Origin of the sequence: Amycolatopsis nalaikhensis (assembly GCF_030264295.1) — a bacterium.
In the GTDB taxonomy this organism is placed as follows: domain Bacteria; phylum Actinomycetota; class Actinomycetes; order Mycobacteriales; family Pseudonocardiaceae; genus Amycolatopsis; species Amycolatopsis nalaikhensis.
Genome location: NZ_CP127173.1, coordinates 566,246 through 584,660, shown reverse-complemented (window position 1 = coordinate 584,660; position 18,415 = coordinate 566,246). Strand labels below are relative to the sequence as shown.

Annotated in this window: 22 protein-coding genes; 12 read left to right on the top strand and 10 right to left on the bottom strand. The window is 71.6% G+C overall.

Annotated features, from left to right (window positions below):
• The first annotated feature begins 15 nt into the window (after positions 1-15).
• A complete protein-coding gene (locus QP939_RS02875; RefSeq protein WP_285454946.1) occupies positions 16-1,002 on the top strand; it encodes an LLM class F420-dependent oxidoreductase in 987 nt (328 codons plus the stop codon).
• Between the two features lie 93 nt (positions 1,003-1,095).
• Positions 1,096-2,292: an IS30 family transposase gene (locus QP939_RS02870; protein ID WP_285454945.1), complete on the top strand. Its 1,197-nt coding sequence runs from the start codon at positions 1,096-1,098 to the stop codon at positions 2,290-2,292.
• Between the two features lie 30 nt (positions 2,293-2,322).
• On the opposite strand, the gene QP939_RS02865 is transcribed toward QP939_RS02870, so the two are convergent.
• Both QP939_RS02865 and QP939_RS02860 read right to left on the bottom strand, forming a co-directional pair.
• Positions 2,323-2,718, bottom strand: coding sequence for a rhodanese-like domain-containing protein (locus QP939_RS02865; RefSeq protein WP_285454944.1), 396 nt, complete (start codon positions 2,716-2,718; stop codon positions 2,323-2,325).
• Positions 2,715-3,260, bottom strand: a complete 546-nt coding sequence (locus QP939_RS02860; protein ID WP_285454943.1) for a cysteine dioxygenase — start codon at positions 3,258-3,260, stop codon at positions 2,715-2,717. Before QP939_RS02860 ends, QP939_RS02865 begins: the two co-directional genes overlap by 4 nt.
• Before the next feature lie 299 nt (positions 3,261-3,559).
• Between QP939_RS02860 and QP939_RS02855 the strand changes: the two genes are divergently transcribed.
• From QP939_RS02855 to QP939_RS02825, 7 genes are all read left to right on the top strand, one after another.
• The gene (locus QP939_RS02855) at positions 3,560-4,381 is read left to right on the top strand and encodes an ABC transporter ATP-binding protein (protein WP_285454942.1); all 822 of its coding nucleotides are present in this window, start codon (positions 3,560-3,562) and stop codon (positions 4,379-4,381) included.
• A 55-nt stretch (positions 4,382-4,436) separates the two neighbouring features.
• The gene (locus tag QP939_RS02850; protein ID WP_285454941.1) at positions 4,437-5,216 is read left to right on the top strand and encodes an enoyl-CoA hydratase/isomerase family protein; all 780 of its coding nucleotides are present in this window, start codon (positions 4,437-4,439) and stop codon (positions 5,214-5,216) included.
• Positions 5,217-5,220: 4 nt separating this feature from the next.
• On the top strand, positions 5,221-6,186 hold the full coding sequence (locus tag QP939_RS02845) for a class I SAM-dependent methyltransferase (protein WP_285454940.1): 966 nt from the start codon (positions 5,221-5,223) through the stop codon (positions 6,184-6,186).
• Between the two features lies 1 nt (position 6,187).
• On the top strand, positions 6,188-7,348 hold the full coding sequence (locus tag QP939_RS02840; protein ID WP_285454938.1) for a class I SAM-dependent methyltransferase: 1,161 nt from the start codon (positions 6,188-6,190) through the stop codon (positions 7,346-7,348).
• Positions 7,349-7,429: 81 nt separating this feature from the next.
• Positions 7,430-8,194 carry an HAD family acid phosphatase gene (locus tag QP939_RS02835; RefSeq protein WP_285454937.1) on the top strand — a complete coding sequence of 255 codons (765 nt, stop codon included), beginning with the start codon at positions 7,430-7,432 and terminating at the stop codon, positions 8,192-8,194.
• Between the two features lie 62 nt (positions 8,195-8,256).
• Complete coding sequence (locus QP939_RS02830; protein ID WP_285454935.1) at positions 8,257-8,622, top strand: DUF427 domain-containing protein; 366 nt, start codon at positions 8,257-8,259, stop codon at positions 8,620-8,622.
• Complete coding sequence (locus tag QP939_RS02825) at positions 8,597-9,469, top strand: LysR family transcriptional regulator (RefSeq protein ID WP_352252570.1); 873 nt, start codon at positions 8,597-8,599, stop codon at positions 9,467-9,469. The genes QP939_RS02830 and QP939_RS02825 overlap by 26 nt, the downstream gene beginning before the upstream one ends.
• A 1-nt stretch (position 9,470) precedes the next feature.
• Here QP939_RS02825 and QP939_RS02820 read toward each other — a convergent pair whose 3' ends face one another.
• Both QP939_RS02820 and QP939_RS02815 read right to left on the bottom strand, forming a co-directional pair.
• Entirely contained in the window at positions 9,471-10,436 is a 966-nt protein-coding gene (locus QP939_RS02820) for a chitinase (RefSeq protein WP_285454934.1), read from the bottom strand.
• 464 nt (positions 10,437-10,900) lie between these two features.
• Positions 10,901-11,059 (bottom strand): hypothetical protein, encoded by a 159-nt coding sequence (locus tag QP939_RS02815; RefSeq protein WP_285454933.1) that lies wholly within the window; start codon positions 11,057-11,059, stop codon positions 10,901-10,903.
• A 23-nt stretch (positions 11,060-11,082) separates the two neighbouring features.
• Between QP939_RS02815 and QP939_RS02810 the strand changes: the two genes are divergently transcribed.
• Positions 11,083-11,556, top strand: coding sequence for a hypothetical protein (locus tag QP939_RS02810; protein WP_285454932.1), 474 nt, complete (start codon positions 11,083-11,085; stop codon positions 11,554-11,556).
• A gap of 3 nt (positions 11,557-11,559) precedes the next feature.
• Here QP939_RS02810 and QP939_RS02805 read toward each other — a convergent pair whose 3' ends face one another.
• A complete protein-coding gene (locus QP939_RS02805; protein WP_285454931.1) occupies positions 11,560-12,270 on the bottom strand; it encodes a DUF2306 domain-containing protein in 711 nt (236 codons plus the stop codon).
• A 139-nt stretch (positions 12,271-12,409) separates the two neighbouring features.
• On the opposite strand from QP939_RS02805, the gene QP939_RS02800 reads away from it, so the two are divergent.
• Positions 12,410-13,318: a TetR/AcrR family transcriptional regulator C-terminal domain-containing protein gene (locus QP939_RS02800; protein WP_434219628.1), complete on the top strand. Its 909-nt coding sequence runs from the start codon at positions 12,410-12,412 to the stop codon at positions 13,316-13,318.
• A gap of 10 nt (positions 13,319-13,328) precedes the next feature.
• Positions 13,329-13,847, top strand: coding sequence for a GNAT family N-acetyltransferase (locus QP939_RS02795; protein ID WP_285454929.1), 519 nt, complete (start codon positions 13,329-13,331; stop codon positions 13,845-13,847).
• Positions 13,848-13,853: 6 nt separating this feature from the next.
• Here the strand turns inward: QP939_RS02795 and QP939_RS02790 are convergent, their stop codons facing one another.
• The 5 genes from QP939_RS02790 to QP939_RS02770 are packed head-to-tail and all read right to left on the bottom strand — an operon-like array spanning position 13,854 to position 18,375.
• Positions 13,854-15,284 (bottom strand): FAD-dependent monooxygenase, encoded by a 1,431-nt coding sequence (locus QP939_RS02790; RefSeq protein ID WP_285454928.1) that lies wholly within the window; start codon positions 15,282-15,284, stop codon positions 13,854-13,856.
• A gap of 10 nt (positions 15,285-15,294) precedes the next feature.
• Complete coding sequence (locus QP939_RS02785; RefSeq protein ID WP_285454927.1) at positions 15,295-15,870, bottom strand: PadR family transcriptional regulator; 576 nt, start codon at positions 15,868-15,870, stop codon at positions 15,295-15,297.
• Between the two features lie 49 nt (positions 15,871-15,919).
• Entirely contained in the window at positions 15,920-16,696 is a 777-nt protein-coding gene (locus QP939_RS02780) for a maleylpyruvate isomerase family mycothiol-dependent enzyme (protein ID WP_285454925.1), read from the bottom strand.
• A gap of 36 nt (positions 16,697-16,732) precedes the next feature.
• Positions 16,733-17,980, bottom strand: a complete 1,248-nt coding sequence (locus QP939_RS02775) for an RNA polymerase sigma factor (RefSeq protein WP_285454924.1) — start codon at positions 17,978-17,980, stop codon at positions 16,733-16,735.
• Positions 17,980-18,375, bottom strand: a complete 396-nt coding sequence (locus QP939_RS02770) for a YciI family protein (protein WP_285454923.1) — start codon at positions 18,373-18,375, stop codon at positions 17,980-17,982. The genes QP939_RS02775 and QP939_RS02770 overlap by 1 nt, the downstream gene beginning before the upstream one ends.
• Between the last annotated feature and the right edge of the window lie 40 nt (positions 18,376-18,415).

Genomic DNA, 18,415 nt, shown 5'->3' with positions numbered 1-18,415 from the left:
GGCTAAGTTGTGGGCATGCGCTTCGGAATCTTCGTCCCGCAGGGCTGGCGGCTGGACCTCGCCGGCATCGATCCCGCGGACCACTGGAAGACCATGCTCGGCCTGGCGAAACACGCGGAGGCCGGGCCCTTCGAATCGATCTGGGTCTACGACCACTTCCACACCGTGCCCGTCCCGACCGAAGAGGCCACGCACGAGGCCTGGTCGCTGATCTCGGCCTTCGCCGCCGCGACCGACACCGTGCGGCTCGGGCAGATGTGCACCTGCATGGGGTACCGCAACCCCGCCTACCTCGCGAAGGTCGCCGCCACCGCCGACATCATCTCCGGCGGCCGCGTCGAGATGGGGATCGGCGCGGGCTGGTACGAGCACGAGTGGCGGGCCTACGGCTACGGCTTCCCGGGCGCCGGTGAGCGGCTCGGCCAGCTCGACGAAGGCGTGCAGATCATGCGCGACCTCTGGACCACCGGAAAGTCCACACTGGACGGCAAGCACTACCGGACGGACGGGGCCATCCTGCGTCCGCTGCCGCCGCAGGACGGCGGCATCCCGCTGTGGATCGCCGGTGGCGGGGAGAAGAAGACCCTCCGGATCGCCGCGAAGTACGCGAAGTACACGAACTTCGCCGCCGACCCGGAGACCTTCACCCGCAAGTCGGAGATCCTCGCGCAGCACTGCAAGGACGTCGGCACCGACTTCGACGCCATCGTGCGCTCGGCCAACCACAACATCGTCCTCGGCGAGACCGAAAAGGACGTTCAGGACAAGCTGGCCTGGCTGCGGTCCCACCTGGGCAAGTACATCGAGGCCGACGCCGTCGAGCGGTGGGCGGGCAACTTCGAGAACAGCCCGACCACCGGCACGCCCGAGCAGGTCACCGAGAAGCTCGCCGCCATGGGCGAGCTGGGTATGTCCTACGCGATCTTCAACTTCCCCGAAGCCGCGTACGACCGATCCGGCATCGACCTGTTCACCGAGAACGTCGCTCCGGCGCTGGCCTGACTCCGCCCGCTCGCCCTGTCGTGAGTGTTTAGGGCGGTTAGAACCGCTTGGGTTCTAGCGGTCGTTGCAACACCTGACCTGAGAGGTGTTGCCATGACCGAAAACGATCGCCGTCGGTGGCTGTCCCGCGACGTCCGGGTGGCATTCTGGGACCAGATCCGAGCAGGGCTGCCCGTAGAACACGCCGCGAGGGCCGCGGGCGTGTCGCCGGCCAGCGGAAGACGACTGTTCGAGCAGGCTGGAGGCGTGATCACCAACGCGCCGACAGCCTGCTCGAGCCGCTATCTCTCGCTGGCCGAGCGGGAGGAGATCATGGTCCTGCACGCCCAGGACGTGCCACGGGCGGAGATCGCGCGGCGGCTGGGCCGCCACCGGTCCACCATCGGGCGGGAACTGGACCGCAACAGCACCGGAGGTGGACGCTATCGGGCCAGCAGCGCCCAGCACACCGCCGAGCAACGCGCGAAACGACCGAAACCCGCGAAACTGGCCACCGACCCGGTCCTGCACGACCGTGTCCAGCAGGACCTGACCGCGCGGTGGTCGCCCGAGCAGATCGCTGCCAGGCTGAAACGGGACTTCCCCGACCAGCCGAGGATGCACGTGACCCACGAAACGATCTACCAGGCCATCTACGTCCAAGGCCGCGGTGCGCTGCGCCGGGAGCTGGCCGCGTGCCTGCGCACCGGACGCGCGATCCGCAAGCCCCAGCGCACCCCCGACGGGCGCCGGGCCCGCCAGGGCAGGATCGCCGGGATGGTCCCGATCTCCGAGCGGCCCGCCGAGGCCGCCGACCGGGCCGTCCCGGGGCACTGGGAAGGCGACCTGATCGTCGGCAAGGACGGCCGCTCGGTGATCGGGACCCTGGTCGAGCGCAGCACCCGGTTCTGCCTGCTGCTGCACCTGCCCGGCGGCAAAGACGCCGCCGCGGTCGCCGAGGCGATGATCACCGTCATCCGGGGGTTGCCGCAGGAGCTGCGCCGGTCGCTGGCCTGGGATCAGGGCACCGAGATGGCCCAGCACGCCACCATCACCCTGGCCACCGACATGGCGATCTACTTCTGTGATCCGCACTCGCCCTGGCAGCGGGGGTCGAACGAGAACACCAACGGGCTGCTGCGGCAGTACTTCCCCACAGGCACCGATCTGTCGGTGCACACCCCTGCTGACCTGGCGAAAGTCGCTGCCGAGCTCAACGGCCGTCCTCGCAAGACGCTCGGCTGGGACACCCCAGCCGAGCGCCTCGCGCTGCTACTGTCCACACAGGACCCTGTTGCGACGACCGCTTGAAACCACCCCGCCCTAAACACTCACGAGCGGCTAAGGCACCGCGGGGCTTCCGCCGGTCTGCACGGGCAGCCCGGCGGAAGCCCAGGCGCGGAAGCCGCCTTCGAGGTCGGTCGCGTTGCGCAGCCCCAGCCGCTGCAGGTCGGCCGCCGCCAGGCTGGACGCGTAGCCCTCGTTGCACAGCACGACGACCGTCGAATCCGCCGTCACACCCGGCAGCTTCCACTCGCTGTCCGGCGCCAGCCGCCACTCCAGGTGGATCCGCTCGACGACCACCGAGCCCGGGATCTCGCCCTCGGCCTCGCGGTTGGCCAGCGGCCGGATGTCGACCAGCAGCGCGCCCGCCTCCTGCAATTCGCGAGCCCGCTCCGGGCCGACCCGGTCCAGTCCGGACCGGGCCCGCTCCAGGAGAGAATCGATCGCGCTCATCCACCGACGATAACCGGCAGTGGCGGGATCTCGGCCGGCACTTCGGCGAGGGTCGTGTACTCCCGCGTCGGCACCAGCGGCGGCGAATACGCGTGGACGCTCGCCGCGGGCTGGTCACCGAGGCCGGTGACCTGGTGGGCGCGGCCCGCGCCGAAGCCGATGCCCTCGCCCGCCACGTGCGTGCGGCGCCGGATCGGGCCGCCGGGGTAGCGGTACTCCTCGCCGAGCTCGCCCTGCAGCACAGTGAACGAGCCGGACGCGCCGCCGTGGTCGTGCGGCTTCGTCCGCTGGCCGGGCAGCCACGACAGCAGCCACAGCTCGACGCCGTCGGTCAGGGCCAGCCGGGCCCACCAGCGGCGGTCCTCGTCGAACCGCAGGATCTCCCGCAGGCCGGCGGTCAGTTCGGTGGCGACGGTGGTCGTCAGGTCCGCCAGCTCCCGCGGGGTCCAGAGCAGGCGCGAAGGGTGCAGCAGCTCCGGCAGCAGCGGGTCGGTCAGGCGCGGGTGGGTTTCGATGGGCGGACGGACGAGTGACGTGGTCAACGCGGGTGCTCCTCGGACGCGAAGTGATCAGGACGCGAGGCAGCGCGGCACCGCGGGGAAGATCAGCGGAGCCGCGCCCGCGTACACCCGGCCGAAGCGACGAGGAGCAGGTCGATCGTGCGACGGCGCCAGAACGCGCCCCGGGTGACCGGGGTCGCGGGCGCGTCGGCTGACATGGTGGTGATCGTGCCACACCGGCGCCGCGCCGAGCGCGCCGTTCCACGTGGTGGACTCGCTCCGACCTGCGTGTTCACCGTCTCACCCGGGCGGGTGCGCACGCGCGCGCGACGGCAGACAGAATGGGCCTCGTGAGCGAGCCGATCCAGCCCAGCGAACTTGACGACCTCGTGGTCCGGATGGCCGGTGTCGGCGTCCGCCGGGGGACCAACGACCTCCTCGCCGGCCTCGACTGGAGCGTGGAACTGGACGAGCGCTGGGTGGTGCTCGGCCCCAACGGCGCGGGCAAGACCACGCTGCTGCGCCTCGCCGCGGCCGAGCTGCACCCGACCACCGGCGAGGTCGACCTGCTCGGCGAGCGGATCGGCCGGGTCAACATCTTCGACCTGCGCCCGCGCATCGGCTTCACCTCGGCCGCGATCGCCCAGCGCGTGCCGGGCGACGAGCTGGTCAAGGACGTCGTCGTGAGCGCCGGGTACGCGGTGCTCGGCCGCTGGCGTGAGGAATACGACACCCTCGACACCGCCCGTGCCACCGAACTGCTGGACGCGATGGGCATCGGGCACCTGGCCGAGCGCACGTTCGGCACGCTGTCGGAGGGCGAGCGCAAACGCGCGCTGATCGCCCGCTCGCTGATGACCGACCCGGAGATGCTGCTGCTCGACGAGCCCGCCGCGGGCCTCGACCTCGGCGGCCGCGAGGACCTGGTCGCGCGGCTGTCCGACCTGGCGCTCGACCCGGACGCGCCCGCGTTGGTGCTGGTCACCCACCACGTCGAGGAGATCCCGCCGGGCTTCACCCACGCGCTGCTGCTGCGTGACGGCCACGCCGTGGTGTCCGGGCTGGTCGACGACGTCATCACCAGCGAAAACCTGTCGAAGACGTTCGACCAGGACCTCGTGCTCGAGCGTTCCGGCGATCGCTTCTTCGCCCGCCGTCGCTAAGGTGTCCCTTACCGGCGGGTAGCCTGCTGGCAAGTCGTCAACGAGGAGGATGGGCGTGGGAGAGTTCGTAACCCTGGAGGTCAAGGACGGGGTCGGCACCATCCGGCTCGACCGGCCGCCGGTCAACGCCCTGAACGCCCAGGTCACCGCCGAGCTCGCGGAGCTGGCGAAGGAAGCCACCGAGCGCGACGACGTCCGCGCGGTGATCCTCTACGGCGGCGAGAAGACCTTCGCGGGCGGCGCGGACATCAAGGAGATGGCCACGCGCACCTACCCGGAGATCGCCAAGTTCGGCGCGAACCTCACCGGCACCCTCGCGGCCATCGCGAACATCCCGAAGCCGGTCGTCGCGGCCGTCACCGGCTACGCCCTCGGCGGCGGCCTGGAGCTGGCGCTGACCGCGGACTGGCGGGTCGCCGGCGACAACGTCAAGGTCGGCCAGCCGGAGATCCAGCTCGGCGTCATCCCGGGCGCGGGCGGCACTCAGCGCCTGGCGCGCCTGATCGGTCCGAGCAAGACCAAGGACATCGTCTACACCGGACGGTTCGTCAAGGCCGAAGAGGCGCTGCGGCTGGGAATCGTGGACCAGGTCGTCGCCCCCGACGACGTCTACGCGGCCGCGCACAAGTGGGCGGCCCAGTTCGCGAACGGCCCCGCCGTCGCCCTGCGCGCGGCGAAGGCGGCCATCGACGGCGGTCTCGACATGGACCTCCCGAACGCGCTCCGGCTCGAGTCGCACCTGTTCGCCGCGCTGTGGGCGACCGAAGACCAGCGGAACGGCATGAAGTCGTTCATCGAAAACGGGCCCGGCAAGGCCACTTTCGAAGGGAAATGACGCCTTGACCGACGTGAACGACCCGGCGCCCAACCCGCACGCCACCGCCGAAGAGGTCCAGGCCGCCTACGCCGACCCCAAGCTGGCGAACGTGCTCTACCACGACTGGGAAGCCGGCACCTACGACGAGAAGTGGTCGATCTCGTACGACGAGCGCTGCATCTCCTACGCCACCGACGTGTTCAACGCCGTCGCGGGCGAAGACGGCCAGCCCTACCAGCACGCGATGGAGCTGGGCAGCGGCACCGGGTTCTTCCTGCTCAACCTGATGCAGGGCGGCGTCGCCAAGAAGGGCTCGGTCACCGACCTCTCGCCCGGCATGGTCCAGGTCGCGCTGCGCAACGCCGAGAAGCTCGGCCTCGACGTCGACGGCCGGGTCGCCGACGCCGAGCGCATCCCGTACGACGACAACACGTTCGACCTGGTGGTCGGGCACGCGGTGCTGCACCACATCCCGGACGTCCAGGCGGCGTTCCGCGAGGTGCTGCGCGTGCTCAAGCCGGGCGGCCGGTTCGTCTTCGCGGGCGAGCCGACCAAGGTCGGCGACTTCTACGCCCGCAAGCTCGGCCAGCTCACCTGGTTCCTGACCACCCGCGTGACGAAGCTGCCCGCGCTGCGCGGCTGGCGCCGTCCGCAGGAGGAGCTGGACGAGTCCTCGCGCGCGGCCGCGCTGGAGGCCGTCGTCGACATCCACACCTTCGACCCGTCGGAGCTGGAGTCGTGGGCCCGCGGCGCGGGCGCCCAGGACGTCCGGGCGGTCACCGAGGAGTTCGCCGCGGCGCTCGCGGGCTGGCCGATCCGGACGTTCGAGGCCGCGGTGCCGTCGGAGAAGCTGACCGTGCGCTGGCGGATGTTCGCCTACCACCTGTGGCTGCGGCTGTCCGCCGTGGACAAGAAGGTGCTGGCCAAGATCCTGCCGCGCGAGCTGTTCTACAACGTGATGATCACCGGGACCAAGCGGCCGTCCTGAATTGGGTTATTCGTTCAGCCTCGGCGACGTCGCCTACCTGCGCTCCGACGCGGGTGTCGCGGCGCTCGCCGAGGTTTCGGCCCTGCCGCTGACCGACCGGATCGCTTCGGTCGCCGCTGTTCGCCGCCTGGTGGGCGAGGAGCACGCGGCCGCCGTGCTGGAAACCGTGCTGCTGCGCCGGAAGTCCGTCGCGAAACTGTCCGGTGAGGACTGGCTGTTCACCTCCGACGCGCTCCAGCAGGCGAGTGCGTCGATCGTGGCGCGGCACCGCGCGTCGCGACTGGCCGGGCTCGACGTCCACGACGTCACCTGCTCGGTCGGCGCGGACCTCGTCGAAATCGCGCGCGTGGCACGGCGCGCCCTGGGGTCCGATGTGGACCCGGTGCGGCTGGCGATGGCCCGCCACAACGGCGTCGCCGCCGGTGTCGCGTTCGGACTCGCGCGCGCCGACGCGCTGCGCCCGGTCAGCCGTTCCGGCGTCGTCGTCGCGGATCCGGCCCGGCGGGACTCGGCCGGACGCCGGTCGTGGAAACCCGGGGACTTCCTGCCGCCGCTCGACGGGCTCGTCGAGGCGTACCCGGGCCGCGCGCTGTCGGTGAAGTGCGCGCCCGGACTGGACTTCGCGATCACGCCGTGGGCCGACGAGGTCGAGCTGGTGTCGCTCGACGGCCAGGTGCGCGAGTCCTGCCTGTGGCGCGGCCTGGGCACCGGCGTCACGCGCCGGGCGACCGTGCTGCGTTCGGACGGGACACAGTGGACGGTCACCGACGCGGAACCGGACGAACTGCCCACGCGGGCGCCCGGGGAGTTCATCGTCGACCCGGACGGCGCGGTCGTGCGCGCCGGGCTCGTCCGCCACTACGCGGCGCGGCACGGGTTGTGGCAGCTGGACGAACGCATCGCGTACCTGACCGGTGACACCCCGCCGCCGGGCGTGCGCGCCTTCCGCGTCCTGGAGCACGGCCCGTACAGCGAGAAAGCGCTGAAAGCCGCGTTGAAAAACCACGATGTCGGGCGGCTGGAGATCCTCGTCCGCGGCCTGGACGTCGACCCGGACGCGCTGCGGCGGCGGCTGAAACCGCGTGGTGCGGCCGAAGCGTCGGTGGTGCTGACGCGGATCGGGCGGTCGCCGGTGGCGTTCCTCTGCCGCGCCGAGCGGTGAACGGAAACTTTCGAGGGGTGGAACTCCCGGTGAACGTGACGTAGGTTCCCCCGGTCGGCAAGTCAGCACTGGAGGGTCGCCGTGTTCGCAAAATGGTCAGGTCTCGTCAAGCTCGCCGCCGCCGCGGCCATCGGCGCCACCGTCGCTTCGGGAGCCACCGCGCTGGCCGGATCGGACGACTCGACTGCCGCCCGCTCGAAGGAGCCGGCCAACATCGGCCAGGTCAAGCTCGACGTCAAGGCGTACTACGGCGACTACCTCGACGCCGCGGGCAAGCACCACTACTCCGACACGAGCCAGTTCGTGAAGGACACGAACAAGATCGTCACCGACGCGAAGCGCTTCCTGCAGCAGCAGCTCGGCCGCGTGACCAACCCGGCGATCGTGCTGGACGTCGACGACACGTCCGAGGTCACCTACGGCTGGGAGGCCGACAACGACTTCGGGTTCGACCCGGTCAAGCAGCAGCAGGCGATCGACAACGGCACGTTCGTCGCGAACAAGCCGGTGCTGGAGCTGGCCAACTGGGCCGCGCAGCGCGGCGTGAAGGTGTACTTCCTGACCGGCCGCAACGAGTTCCAGGGCCCGCAGTCGCTGAAGAACCTGGCCAACGAGGGCTACCCGGCGCCGGCGGGCGCGTTCTTCAAGCCGAAGACGACCGCGCCGGACTACCTGCCGTGCGGGCTGACCTGCAACACGGTCCAGTACAAGTCGGGTACGCGCGCGCACATCGAGGCGACCGGCGCGAAGATCGTGCTCAACGTCGGTGACCAGTTCAGCGACCTCGAAGGCGGCTACGCGCTGCACCCGGTCAAGCTGCCGAACCCGATGTACTACCTGCCCTGATCCGGAATATCGGCCGGGCCCGGTGTGCTGCACCTGAGACACAGGACACTCAGGGAGCAGACATGGCCAAGCAGGTTCTGCAGCCGGGCCCGGACCACCCGATCACCGTCGAGCCGACCAAGTCCCGCGTGGTGGTCAAGGCGGGCGGGCGCGTCGTCGCGGACAGCCGCAACGCGCTCACCCTGCAGGAATCGACGTACCCGGCGGTCCAGTACATCCCGCGGGAGGACGTCGACTTCAGCGTGCTGGAGCGCACGGACCACGAGACGTACTGCCCGTACAAGGGCGAGGCGAGCTACTACTCGCTCCCGGCGGGCGAGAACTCGGTCTGGACGTACGAGAAGCCGTACGACGCGGTCGCGCCGATCAAGGACCACGTCGCGTTCTACCCGAACGTCGTGGATTCGATCGAGCTGGTCGAGGACTGACCTGGACCTCGACCTGCTGCGAACCTTCCTGGCCGTCTACCGGGCGGGTTCGCTGACGGGCGCGGCACCGTCGCTGGGGCTGTCCCAGCCGACGGTGACCGCGCAGGTCAGAAGCCTCGAAGACCAGCTGGGGCGGCAGCTGTTCGTCCGGCGCGCCCGCGGCGTGACGCCGACCCCGGCGGCCGACGAGCTGGCCGCCCGGATAGCCCCGCACGTGGACGCGCTGGCGACGGTCGCGATCGGCGAAGCGGATCCCTTCGCGACCCCGGTGCACCTGGCCGGACCGGCCGAGCTGACGACGGCCCGCGTCCTGCCCGCGCTGGCGGGCCTGGTCGCGTCCGGGCTGAAGCTGCGGGTGACGTTCGGCCTGGCCGAAGACCTCCTGGCGGGCCTGGCACAACGTAGGTTCGACCTGGTGGTGTCGACGATCCGTCCGCGCGGCCGCGGGTTCGCGGCAACGCCGTTGACGGACGAGGAGTTCGTCTTGGTCGGCCCCCGCGGCTTCGACGGCGACCCGCGGACGGCACCGCTGGTGGCCTACGCCGAGGAGTTGCCGATCATCCGCCGTTACTGGCGTTCGGTGCTGGGCGTCCGGCCACCGGCGGGGCCCGCGGTCGTCGTCCCGGACCTGCGCGGAGTGCTGACGTGCGTGCGCGCGGGGATGGGCGTGAGCGTGCTGCCGAGGTACCTGTGCGCGGCGGAACTGGCCGCGGGAGACCTGGTGCCGCTGCTCGATCCACCGGAGCCACCGATCAACACGCTGTTCGCGGTGACCAGGGCGGAGCCGTGCCGGGCGGGGCCCGCCGCGGTGCGGGACGCACTGCTCGCGGACGCCGCCCAGTGGTGACTCAGCCCGTGTAACCCGCGAAGATCTTCGCGAACTCGTACGGCGACTGCGGCACATTGGTGCACTTGTAGAGCGCCCCGGTGCACGCGTTGGCGTCGCGGCCCGCTTCCCAGAACGACAGCATGCCCAGGTGCACGGTCTTGGCGAAGGCGACCAGGGCCTGCGCGTCCTTCTGGTAGAAGATCTCGTTCTGCGAGTCGTTGACGCCGATCATCGGGGTCACGCCGACCTTCTTCCACGCCGCCGCGTCGGTCAGCCCGAACAGGGACTTGAGCTGCGCCTGCGTCGCGTTGGCCGCCGAGATCGCCTTCGCGCCCTGGTCGCCCGCGCCCTGGTAGTAGTCCATCGCCATGATGTTGACCAGGTCCAGGGTCACCCCGGCGTCCTTGGCCGCCTTGACGACGTTGAGCCCGTCGGCCGTGAGGCCGGTCGGCAGCACCGGCAGCGTCAGCGAGATCTTCAAGCCGGGGTTGTTGTTCTGCAGTGTTTTCAACGCCTGGGAGCGCCGGGCGATCGTCGTCGGGTCCGCGATCGCCGCGCCTTCGATGTCGAAGTCCGCGTACTTCAGTCCGTACGCCTTGACGACGGCGTCGTACTCGGCCGCGACCTGGGCGGACGTGCTGCACGCCTGGGCCAGCTCGATGCCCGACGCCCCGCCGAAGGAGATCTTGACGTCGCCGCCCGCGGTTCGGATCTTGGCGATCTCCTCCTTCTGCCACGCCGTGCGCGGGTCGTAGGCGCCGAACCAGCTGGCCTTGCAGCCGTAGGAGTTGACGAACGCCAGCGTGAAGCCTTTGACGCCGCTCGCGGCCGACATCGCCGACAGGCTGGGTGTCGGCCAGGCGCCCATGTCGACGTAGGGCCCGACCGGGATCGGCGACCCGGCCGCGGCGTCCGCGGGCGCGGCGAGCCCGGTGGTGAGCAGGGCCAGACCGCCCACGGCGGCCAGCAGGGAACGGAGACGCATGGTGGGACCTCCACGACGACGAGCGCGGCGGCGGGACTTCCTGACCTGATTGGTATAGACCATTAATGTGGTCCGGACCATAGACCGAACGGGGTACCCCGGTCACCCCGGGTGATCGACGGAACCGGAGATCATTCCTGCGAGTCCCAGGCCGGTAAGGCAACGCCGACGACAGGGAGCCCGATGCACACCTCGACCAGGAAGGCCTCGGTCACCGCGATGGCGGTGGCCCTCGCCTTCGGCGCCACGGCGGTGGCGGCCGGACCGGCGTCCGCGGCGATCAGCTGCGAAACGTCGTCGAGCGGGAAGCTCGCGTCGTTCTACTCCGGACTTTCCGCGTCCTACGCCTACGACGGCCGCTTCGCGAAGGGCCCGGCCGTGCCGGAGCTGGACACCTACACCCCGCAGGGCATCGCCACCTGGTACAGCTGGGACGGCGGCGACGACCTGCTCGTCATCGGTGCCTACCGCGCCGGGCACGACGCCCACCTGATCGGCATCGACGCGAAGACCGGCAAGCACGTCGGCACGGTCGCGATCGCCGCCACCCACGCCGGCGGCGTCGCGATCACCCAGGGCTGGGCGTTCGTCTCCGGCGAGGGCGACACGATCCGCAAGTACAAGCTCTCCGAGCTGCAAGGCGGCGATGAAGAAGTCCGGCACGCCGTACCTCAAGCAGGTCGGCGAGGCCCGCAAGGTCTACGGCGCGTCGTTCCTCACCAGCTACGGCGACAACCTCTACGCGGGCAAGTTCAGCGAGACCGCCCGCGAAAAGATGTACCGCTACAAGGTGGGCACCGACGGGTCGCTGACCACGCAGTCCGGCGCGTACGAGGTGCCGACGAAGACGCAGGGCCTGATGGTGACGCGGTCCCACTTCGTGTTCAGCACCTCGTACGGCAACGACAACCGCGGCAACCTCTACGTCGTCGACGCCGGTGCGCGTGACATCGACAAGTCCTCGACCCGGTGCTACCGCACGCCCAGCATGAACGAGGGCATCACCGAGTCGGGCGGCTACGCGTACCTCGTCTTCGAATCGGGCGCCGCGCAGTACGTCGCGAAGAACCCGCGCAACATCATCCGGAACCTGCACAAGGGCAAGGTTTCCGGGCTGTAGGGCTCAGGCCGGGGACGTCGCGCGCCGCCGTCCCCGGCCGCGCTCCAGCCACCACTGGGCGACCAGCAGTGGCACCACCCAGCCCGCCCACGTCGTGATCCCGGCGATCGCCTGGCCCATCGCGACCTCGCTGCCGCCGAACGTCGTGTCCAGCTGCGGCGCGAACACGAGCGCGCACACCACACCCCAGACCCGGTTGCTGATGATCGACATGCAGAGCGCGAAGCTGCGGATCATCCACCGCCGGTGGTCGCCGAACCGCCGCGCCCGCGCCATCCGGTAGCCCTGCACGGTGCAGCCGAACCACAACGTCGCCAGCAGGACGTTCGAGACGGCCCCGACCGGGCCGAACGGCGCGGCGAGCGCGATGGCGAACCCGGCGATCGACGCCGGGATGGCGCCCGCGAAGACGTACACGCGCCCGGTGCGGCGGTGCACCACCGGGTGCTTCTGCCGCAGCCACGGCCAGATCTGCAGCGCGCAGGTGACCATCGCGATCGTCGCGAACCCGATGTGTGTCACGAGGACCGGGTAGTACCAGGAGGCGGTCGCGGGGATCCGCGATTGCGCCGGGTCGAGCCCGAGGTAGGGCGGCAGCGAGTACACCAGGAACACCGTGACGAGCAGGCCGAGCGGGAACATCCACGGGCGGCGCCACCACGGCGTCGCGCGCCGGGTTTCGCCGGGGCTCGACGGAGTTTCGGTCGTGGTCATCGGATCCCCCTGTTTCTCTTACGCTGTATCGGCACCGTATGGACCAGCGTGATCACCAGGCAATCCCGCGTGACGACAATGGGGGAGTACCCTGAAACCGTTCTAGGTCTCCGGGGGAAGTGTTCTAGTACGGATCGAGGTGTTCGTGGCCGAGCCCGCGCCCTACCTGCGGATCGCCGCGGACGTCCGGCGCCGGATCACCGCGGGCGAGCTGCGGCCCGGCGACCGCGTCCCGTCCACCCGCGCGCTGGTGCGCGAATGGGGAGTCGCGATGGCGACCGCGGCGAAAGCGCTCTCCGTGCTCGGCGAACAGGGCTGGGTGCGGGCGGTGCCGGGCAGCGGCACGGTCGTCGCCGACCGGACCCCCGCGAAGCCACCGCTGGGCCGCGCCGCCCTGGTCCGCGCGGCCATCGCGCTCGCCGACGCCGAAGGCCTCGCCGCGCTGTCGATGCGCCGCCTCGCCGCCGAACTCGGCGTCGGCCCGATGGCGTTGTACCGGCACGTGCCCGACAAGGACGAGCTGCTGCGGCTGATGGCCGACGTCGCGCTCGGGGCGGCCGAGCTGCCGGAACCGGGCCCGGCGGCGTGGCGGCCGCGGCTCGAGCTGGCCGCCCGCGCGCAGTGGCGGGCCTACCGCGCGCACCCGTGGCTCGCGCCGATCCTGCTGAACTCCCTGGTCCGGCCGCCGGTGCTGGCGGCGGGGCTGCGGCTGGTCGACTGGTCGCTGCGCGCGCTGGCGGGCACCGGCCTGCGGCGGCGGGTGAAGCTGCAGGTGGTGATGACGGTCAACGGCTGGGTCGGTGGTCTCGCCGCGAGCAACGCGTTCGAGGTGCAGGCCGAGCAGGACACCGGCATTTCGGGCGACCAGCGGCTGTCCGCCGACATGGCGCTGCTCACCGGGTACCTCGAATCGGGCCGGTACCCGGTGCTCACCGAGGTGATGACCGGCGTCGAGGACGTCGGCCTCGACGAGGCGTTCGAGTTCGGCCTGCGGCGCCTGCTCGACGGCATCGGTGTCCTGCTCGGCGAACAGCCGCCGCCCGCCTAAACTGATGGCGGTGCTGATCACCACGGAACGCCTCACGCTGCACGCGTGGTCCGAAGACTTCTTCGACGACTTGTTCGCACTGGCCCAGCTCCCGGAGACGGTCCGCTACGTCGGCACCGGCGAGCCGTGGACCCGCGAGTACACCTTGGCCAAGCATCGCGCGACGCTGGAGCACTGGGCCGCGCACGGGTTCGGCTGGTTCGCGGTGTCCGCGGCGCCGGGCTCGTTCGACGGTGTGGTTTCCCTGGTCCGCCGCGACGCGACGGAGTCGGGCCTCGGCCGTCCGGCGGTGGAGATGGGCTGGTGGATCGCGCCGTCCGGCTGGGGCCGCGGGTACGCGACGGAGGCGACGTCGGCGGTGCGCGACCGGGTCTTCGAGGCAGGCTGGGCGGATTCCCTGCTGGCGGTGTACGAACCGGTGAACAAGGCCTCGGCGCGGGTGGTGGAGAAGCTCGGGTTCATCCCGCACAGCAAGTTCACCCTCGACGGCCGGGTCGAGCAGCGGGCGGTGCTGGACCGCCCGCGCTGACCCCGCTCAGACCGGCACCGGGACGTCGCCGACCCAGCGGTGCAGTGCCGCCGCCAGTCCGTCGTCGTCCGTGCCGGTCGTGACCCAGGCGACGTGGCCGTCGGGTCGCAGCAGGACCGCGCCGATGTCCGAAGTGGACGGACTGGTCGCGGAGACCACCTCGACCCCGGCCGACCACGCGTCGAACGAGCGCGACGGCGTCAGGTCCAGCAGCACCGGCCGTCCGGCGTGCAGCAACGCGGCGAGGTGCGTCTCGCGCCCGGCGACCGTCAGCGGGACGTCGGGGGCGAGGCGGCCGAGCCACGGGTGCCCGTCCGGCTCGTACCGGGCGTCCAGTCCGGTGATGATCTCGGCGAGCGCGCGGTTGCCGTCCGGGTGCGTGGCGACGCGACGCATCAGGTCGGCCAGCGGTTCGTCGCCCGCCTCCTCGATCGCGACCTGCGCGCGCGTGTTGGCCAGGATCCGCTCGCCCGCCGCGTGCCGCTCGGCGTGGTAGGTGTCGAGCAGGCCGTCCGGCGCCGTCCCGCGGACCGTCGCCGCCAGCTTCCAGCCGAGGTTGAACGCGTCGTCGAGCGCGACGTTCACGCCGATCGCCCCGGCGGGCGGGTGGATGTGCGCCGCGTCGCCCGCCAGCAGCACGCGACCGTCGCGGTAGCGCTCGGCCAGCCGCGCCGCGTCGCCGAAGCGGGTCAGCCAGTGCGGCGCGCGCAGCTCGACGTGCCTGCCGAGCACGGCGTCGACCTGCGCTTGGAGCCGCTCGAGCGTGACGGGCTCGTACTTGTCGGCGGGCGGGTCGTCTTCCCGGACGACGACCCGGACGTAGCCCGGCCGCGGGATGACGAACAGCGTCCGGCCGTCCGGTCCGGCCGAAACCCCGTACGGCAGCTCGCATTCGACGTCGCCGAGCAGCGCGAACCACCGCGCGTCGACGCCGGGGAAGCCGATCCCGGCCTGCTTGCGCACCGTGCTCCGCCCGCCGTCGCAGCCCACCAGGTACCGCGCCCGGATCTGCTGTCCATTGTGGATTGTCGCGGTCACGCCGGAATCGTCCTGGGTGAAGGACCGCAGCTCGTGGCCGCGCCGGATCGAGACGCCCAGCTCGAGAGCCCGGGCTTCGAGGACTTCTTCGACGCGGGTCTGCGGGATGCCCAGCGAGAACGGGTGATCGGTCGACGTCCCGGCGAGCAGCAGCGGCCCGGGCAACCCGGTCGCGGGCGCGTGCGGCACCTGGTGCCCTTCGGCGACCAGACCCTCGGCGAGGCCGCGGCGGGCCAGCAGGTCCAGCGAACGCGCGTTGAGGTTGAACCCACGGCAGTACGGCGGCCGTTCCGCGTGGCGCTCGACGATCGTGGTGCGGACGCCCGCCAGCGCGAGCTCCGCGGCGACCAGCAGACCGGCCGGGCCGGCCCCGGCGACGAGGACTTCGGTTTCGAGCACGGTCTTCCCCTCAGAAGTGTTCGGGCCACGGCAGGGAGCCGGAGCGGATTTCGGCGGCGGTGGCCCGGGCCCAGTCGAGCTCGGCCTGCCACGCGTGCCGGACGAACTCGACCTCGATCATGAACAGCCGCGGCGCGCCCTTCCCGACGGTGTCGGCCAACGCCGTGTCGGCGCCTTCGATGCGTTCGGCGAGGTGGCGGGCGCGTTCTTCCAGCGCGTCGGCGGCGCGCTCCGGGCCGAGCGCGCCGAGGTAGCTCACGGCCGCGACGAATTTCGGGTACTCCGCGACCGGGACGCGCACCAGCTCGTCGAGCCAGGCGACGAACTCCTGGCGGCCCAGCTCGGTGTGCGCGTAGACGGTCCGCTCGGGCCGGTTGCCTTCGCGGACCGTCTCGACCGGCTCGATCCAGCGGTGCTTCGCCAGCGACTCCACGGTGTCGTAGAGCGAGCCGGGATTGATCTTGAAGCTCGTGTCCTTGGAGCGCTCGCGGAGCGTGGACGCCATCTCGTACGGGTGCATCGGGCGTTCCAGCAGCAGGCCCAGCAGAGCCAGCGCGAGCGTGTTGCGGATCTTGCGTGGTGGCACTAGTCGCTCCCTATTAGTCGGAACCGACTATACGGCAAGCCGTGCCGTCTCAGAAGCGGGTGTGCTCCCGCCAGTGCCGCAGCAACCCGGCGTCTCCGGAAATCGACAACGCGGGGTCGTCGGCCGCGATCCGGCCGGTCAGGGCCAGGAGCAGGTCGGTGGCGTGCCCTTCGACGACGACGTCGGCGGTGGTCCCGGCGGGCGCCTCGCTCACCTCGACCGCCGACGGTGTCCGCCGCGCGAGCCAGCGGCGCCCGGGCTCGGTGGCGTGGAAGAGCAGGGTCTGGCCGGTGCCCCGCAGCGACGTCCGGTCGAGCGCGGGGTGGTTTTGCCGGGAAAAGACCACGACCAGGTCGAGGCCCTCGGCGATCCCGTCCGCGGCCAGCTCGGGGTCGGCTTCGTACGGCGTTCCGGTCGCGAAGGCGGCGTCCGCGCGGTGGACGACGGTCTCTTGCGTCAGCCGCCGCGTCCAGAACCCGGCGCGGCGGTCGGGCGTCCACGTCGACGTCGGCGTCTCGGCGCCGACGTCGGCCACCGCGGCGACCAGCCGCCGCGCGCCGTCGACGAGCCAGCCGCCGAGTTCGCCGAAGCCCGGCGGGTCGTCGACGGTGACGGCCTCGAACGGCACGTACCCGGTCGGCCGGCTCGCGATGATCGCCGCCGACTTGTGGTAGGCCAGCCCGACATGGCAGGTCAGGTCACGCAGGGTCCAGTCGGGACAGGTCGGGACGCGCAGCTCCGGATCGGCGCCCGCGATCACCGTCCCGAACCGTGTCGCTTCCGCGACCAATGCCTCGGCCAGCCGCTCGTGGCTCAGTGCGCGCACCAGCCCACGGTAGGCCGCGCGACGGCGGACGTGGGGTCATGATCGGCTGCCCCGAAGACCGCCTCCTGGGGCTGGAGCGGCCTGCCGGAGCCGGGCCGCGCGGGTCGTCAGGTACTGCCGTTCGGCGGTGTTGGTGGTCCGCGCGGCCGCCGTGTCGTAATTCTCGACAGCGGCGGCCGCGTCCCCGGCCAGCGCCAGCAGGTGCGCGCGGACGGCGTCGAGCCGGTGGTGGCCGGCCAGCCCGTCGTCGAGCGTCGCCAGCAGGGCGAGCCCGGCGGCGGGCCCGTGGACCATCGCCGTCGCGATCGCGCGGTTGAGCGACACGACGGGGTTGTCGGTCATCCGCTCGAGCAGCCGGTACGTCCGCAGGATCCGGTCCCAGTCGGTGTCTTCGACACGCAACGCGACATCGTGCGCCGCGGCGATCGCGGCCTGCAGCACGTACTCACCGGCGTCGCCGCGCGCGAGCGCTTCGGTGACCAGCGCGACGCCCTCCCGGATCAGCGCGCGGTCCCACTTGGTCCGGTCCTGCTCGGCCAGCGGCACCAGCTCACCGGACGGCCCGGTCCGCGCCGGGCGCCGTGCGTCGGTGAGCAGCATCAGGGCGAGCAGCCCGGCGACCTCGCCGTCGTCCGGCAGCATCCGGTGCAGCAGGCGCGTCAGCCGTGTCGCTTCCGCGGACAATGCGGTGCGGTGCAGGCCGGGGCCCGCGCTGCGCGTGTAGCCCTCGTTGAACACGAGGTAGAGCACGTGCAGCACCGACCGCAGCCGGGCCTCGCGCTCACCGGGCTCGGGCAGCCGGAACGGCACGGCCGACGCCTTGATCCGCGCCTTGGCCCGGCTGATCCGCTGCGCCATGGTCGCCTCCGGGACCAGGAACGCCCCGGCGATCTCGGCCGTGGTCAGGCCACCGACCGCGCGCAGCGTCAGCGCGATCGCCGACGCGGGCGTCAGCGCCGGGTGCGCGCACAGGAACAGCAGCACCAGGGTGTCGTCGGTTTCCGCGACACACGACGGCGCCGGCTCCCGCGCCGCGGCCTCCTCCCGGCGACGGCGCGCCTGGTCGCTGCGGAGCCGGTCGGTCAGCCGGTGCGAAGCGGCCTGGACCAGCCACCCGCGCGGGTTGTCCGGCACGCCGCCGGACGGCCAGTCCCGCGCGGCCTCCAGCAGGGCGTCCTGCACGGCGTCCTCCGCGGCGTCGAAGTCGCGGAACCGCCGCGCGACGACCCCGAGGACCTGCGGCGCGAGCGGGCGCAGCAGGTCCTCGAGCCGGTTCCCGGACATCAAGCCGGCGCGCTCATCACCTGGCGGACCTCGATCGGCTGCTGGATCGGCACCCCGGCCGGCCCGGGCGCGGCCGAGGCCTGCGCCGCGATCTCCAGCGCGCGTTCCTCGCTCTCGACGTCGACGAGCCAGTAACCGGCCAGCAGCTCCTTGCCCTCGGGGTAGGGCCCGTCGGTGACGACCGGGCTGCGCCGCCCGTCGGACACGACGGTCTTCGCCAGGTCCGGTCCGGCCAGGCCCTGCGAGTCGACCAGCTCGCCCTTGTCCCGCAGCTCGGCGTCCAGCGCGCGCTGGAACTCGATGTGCGCCCGGATGTCCTCCGGCGGCCATTCGCCCATCGGCAGGTCGCACGCGGTGCCCCCGGTGTAGCTCTGCAGCAGCATGTACCTCGGCATGATCAGCTCCTTCCCGCGCCGTCGGGTGGCGCGCTCACGA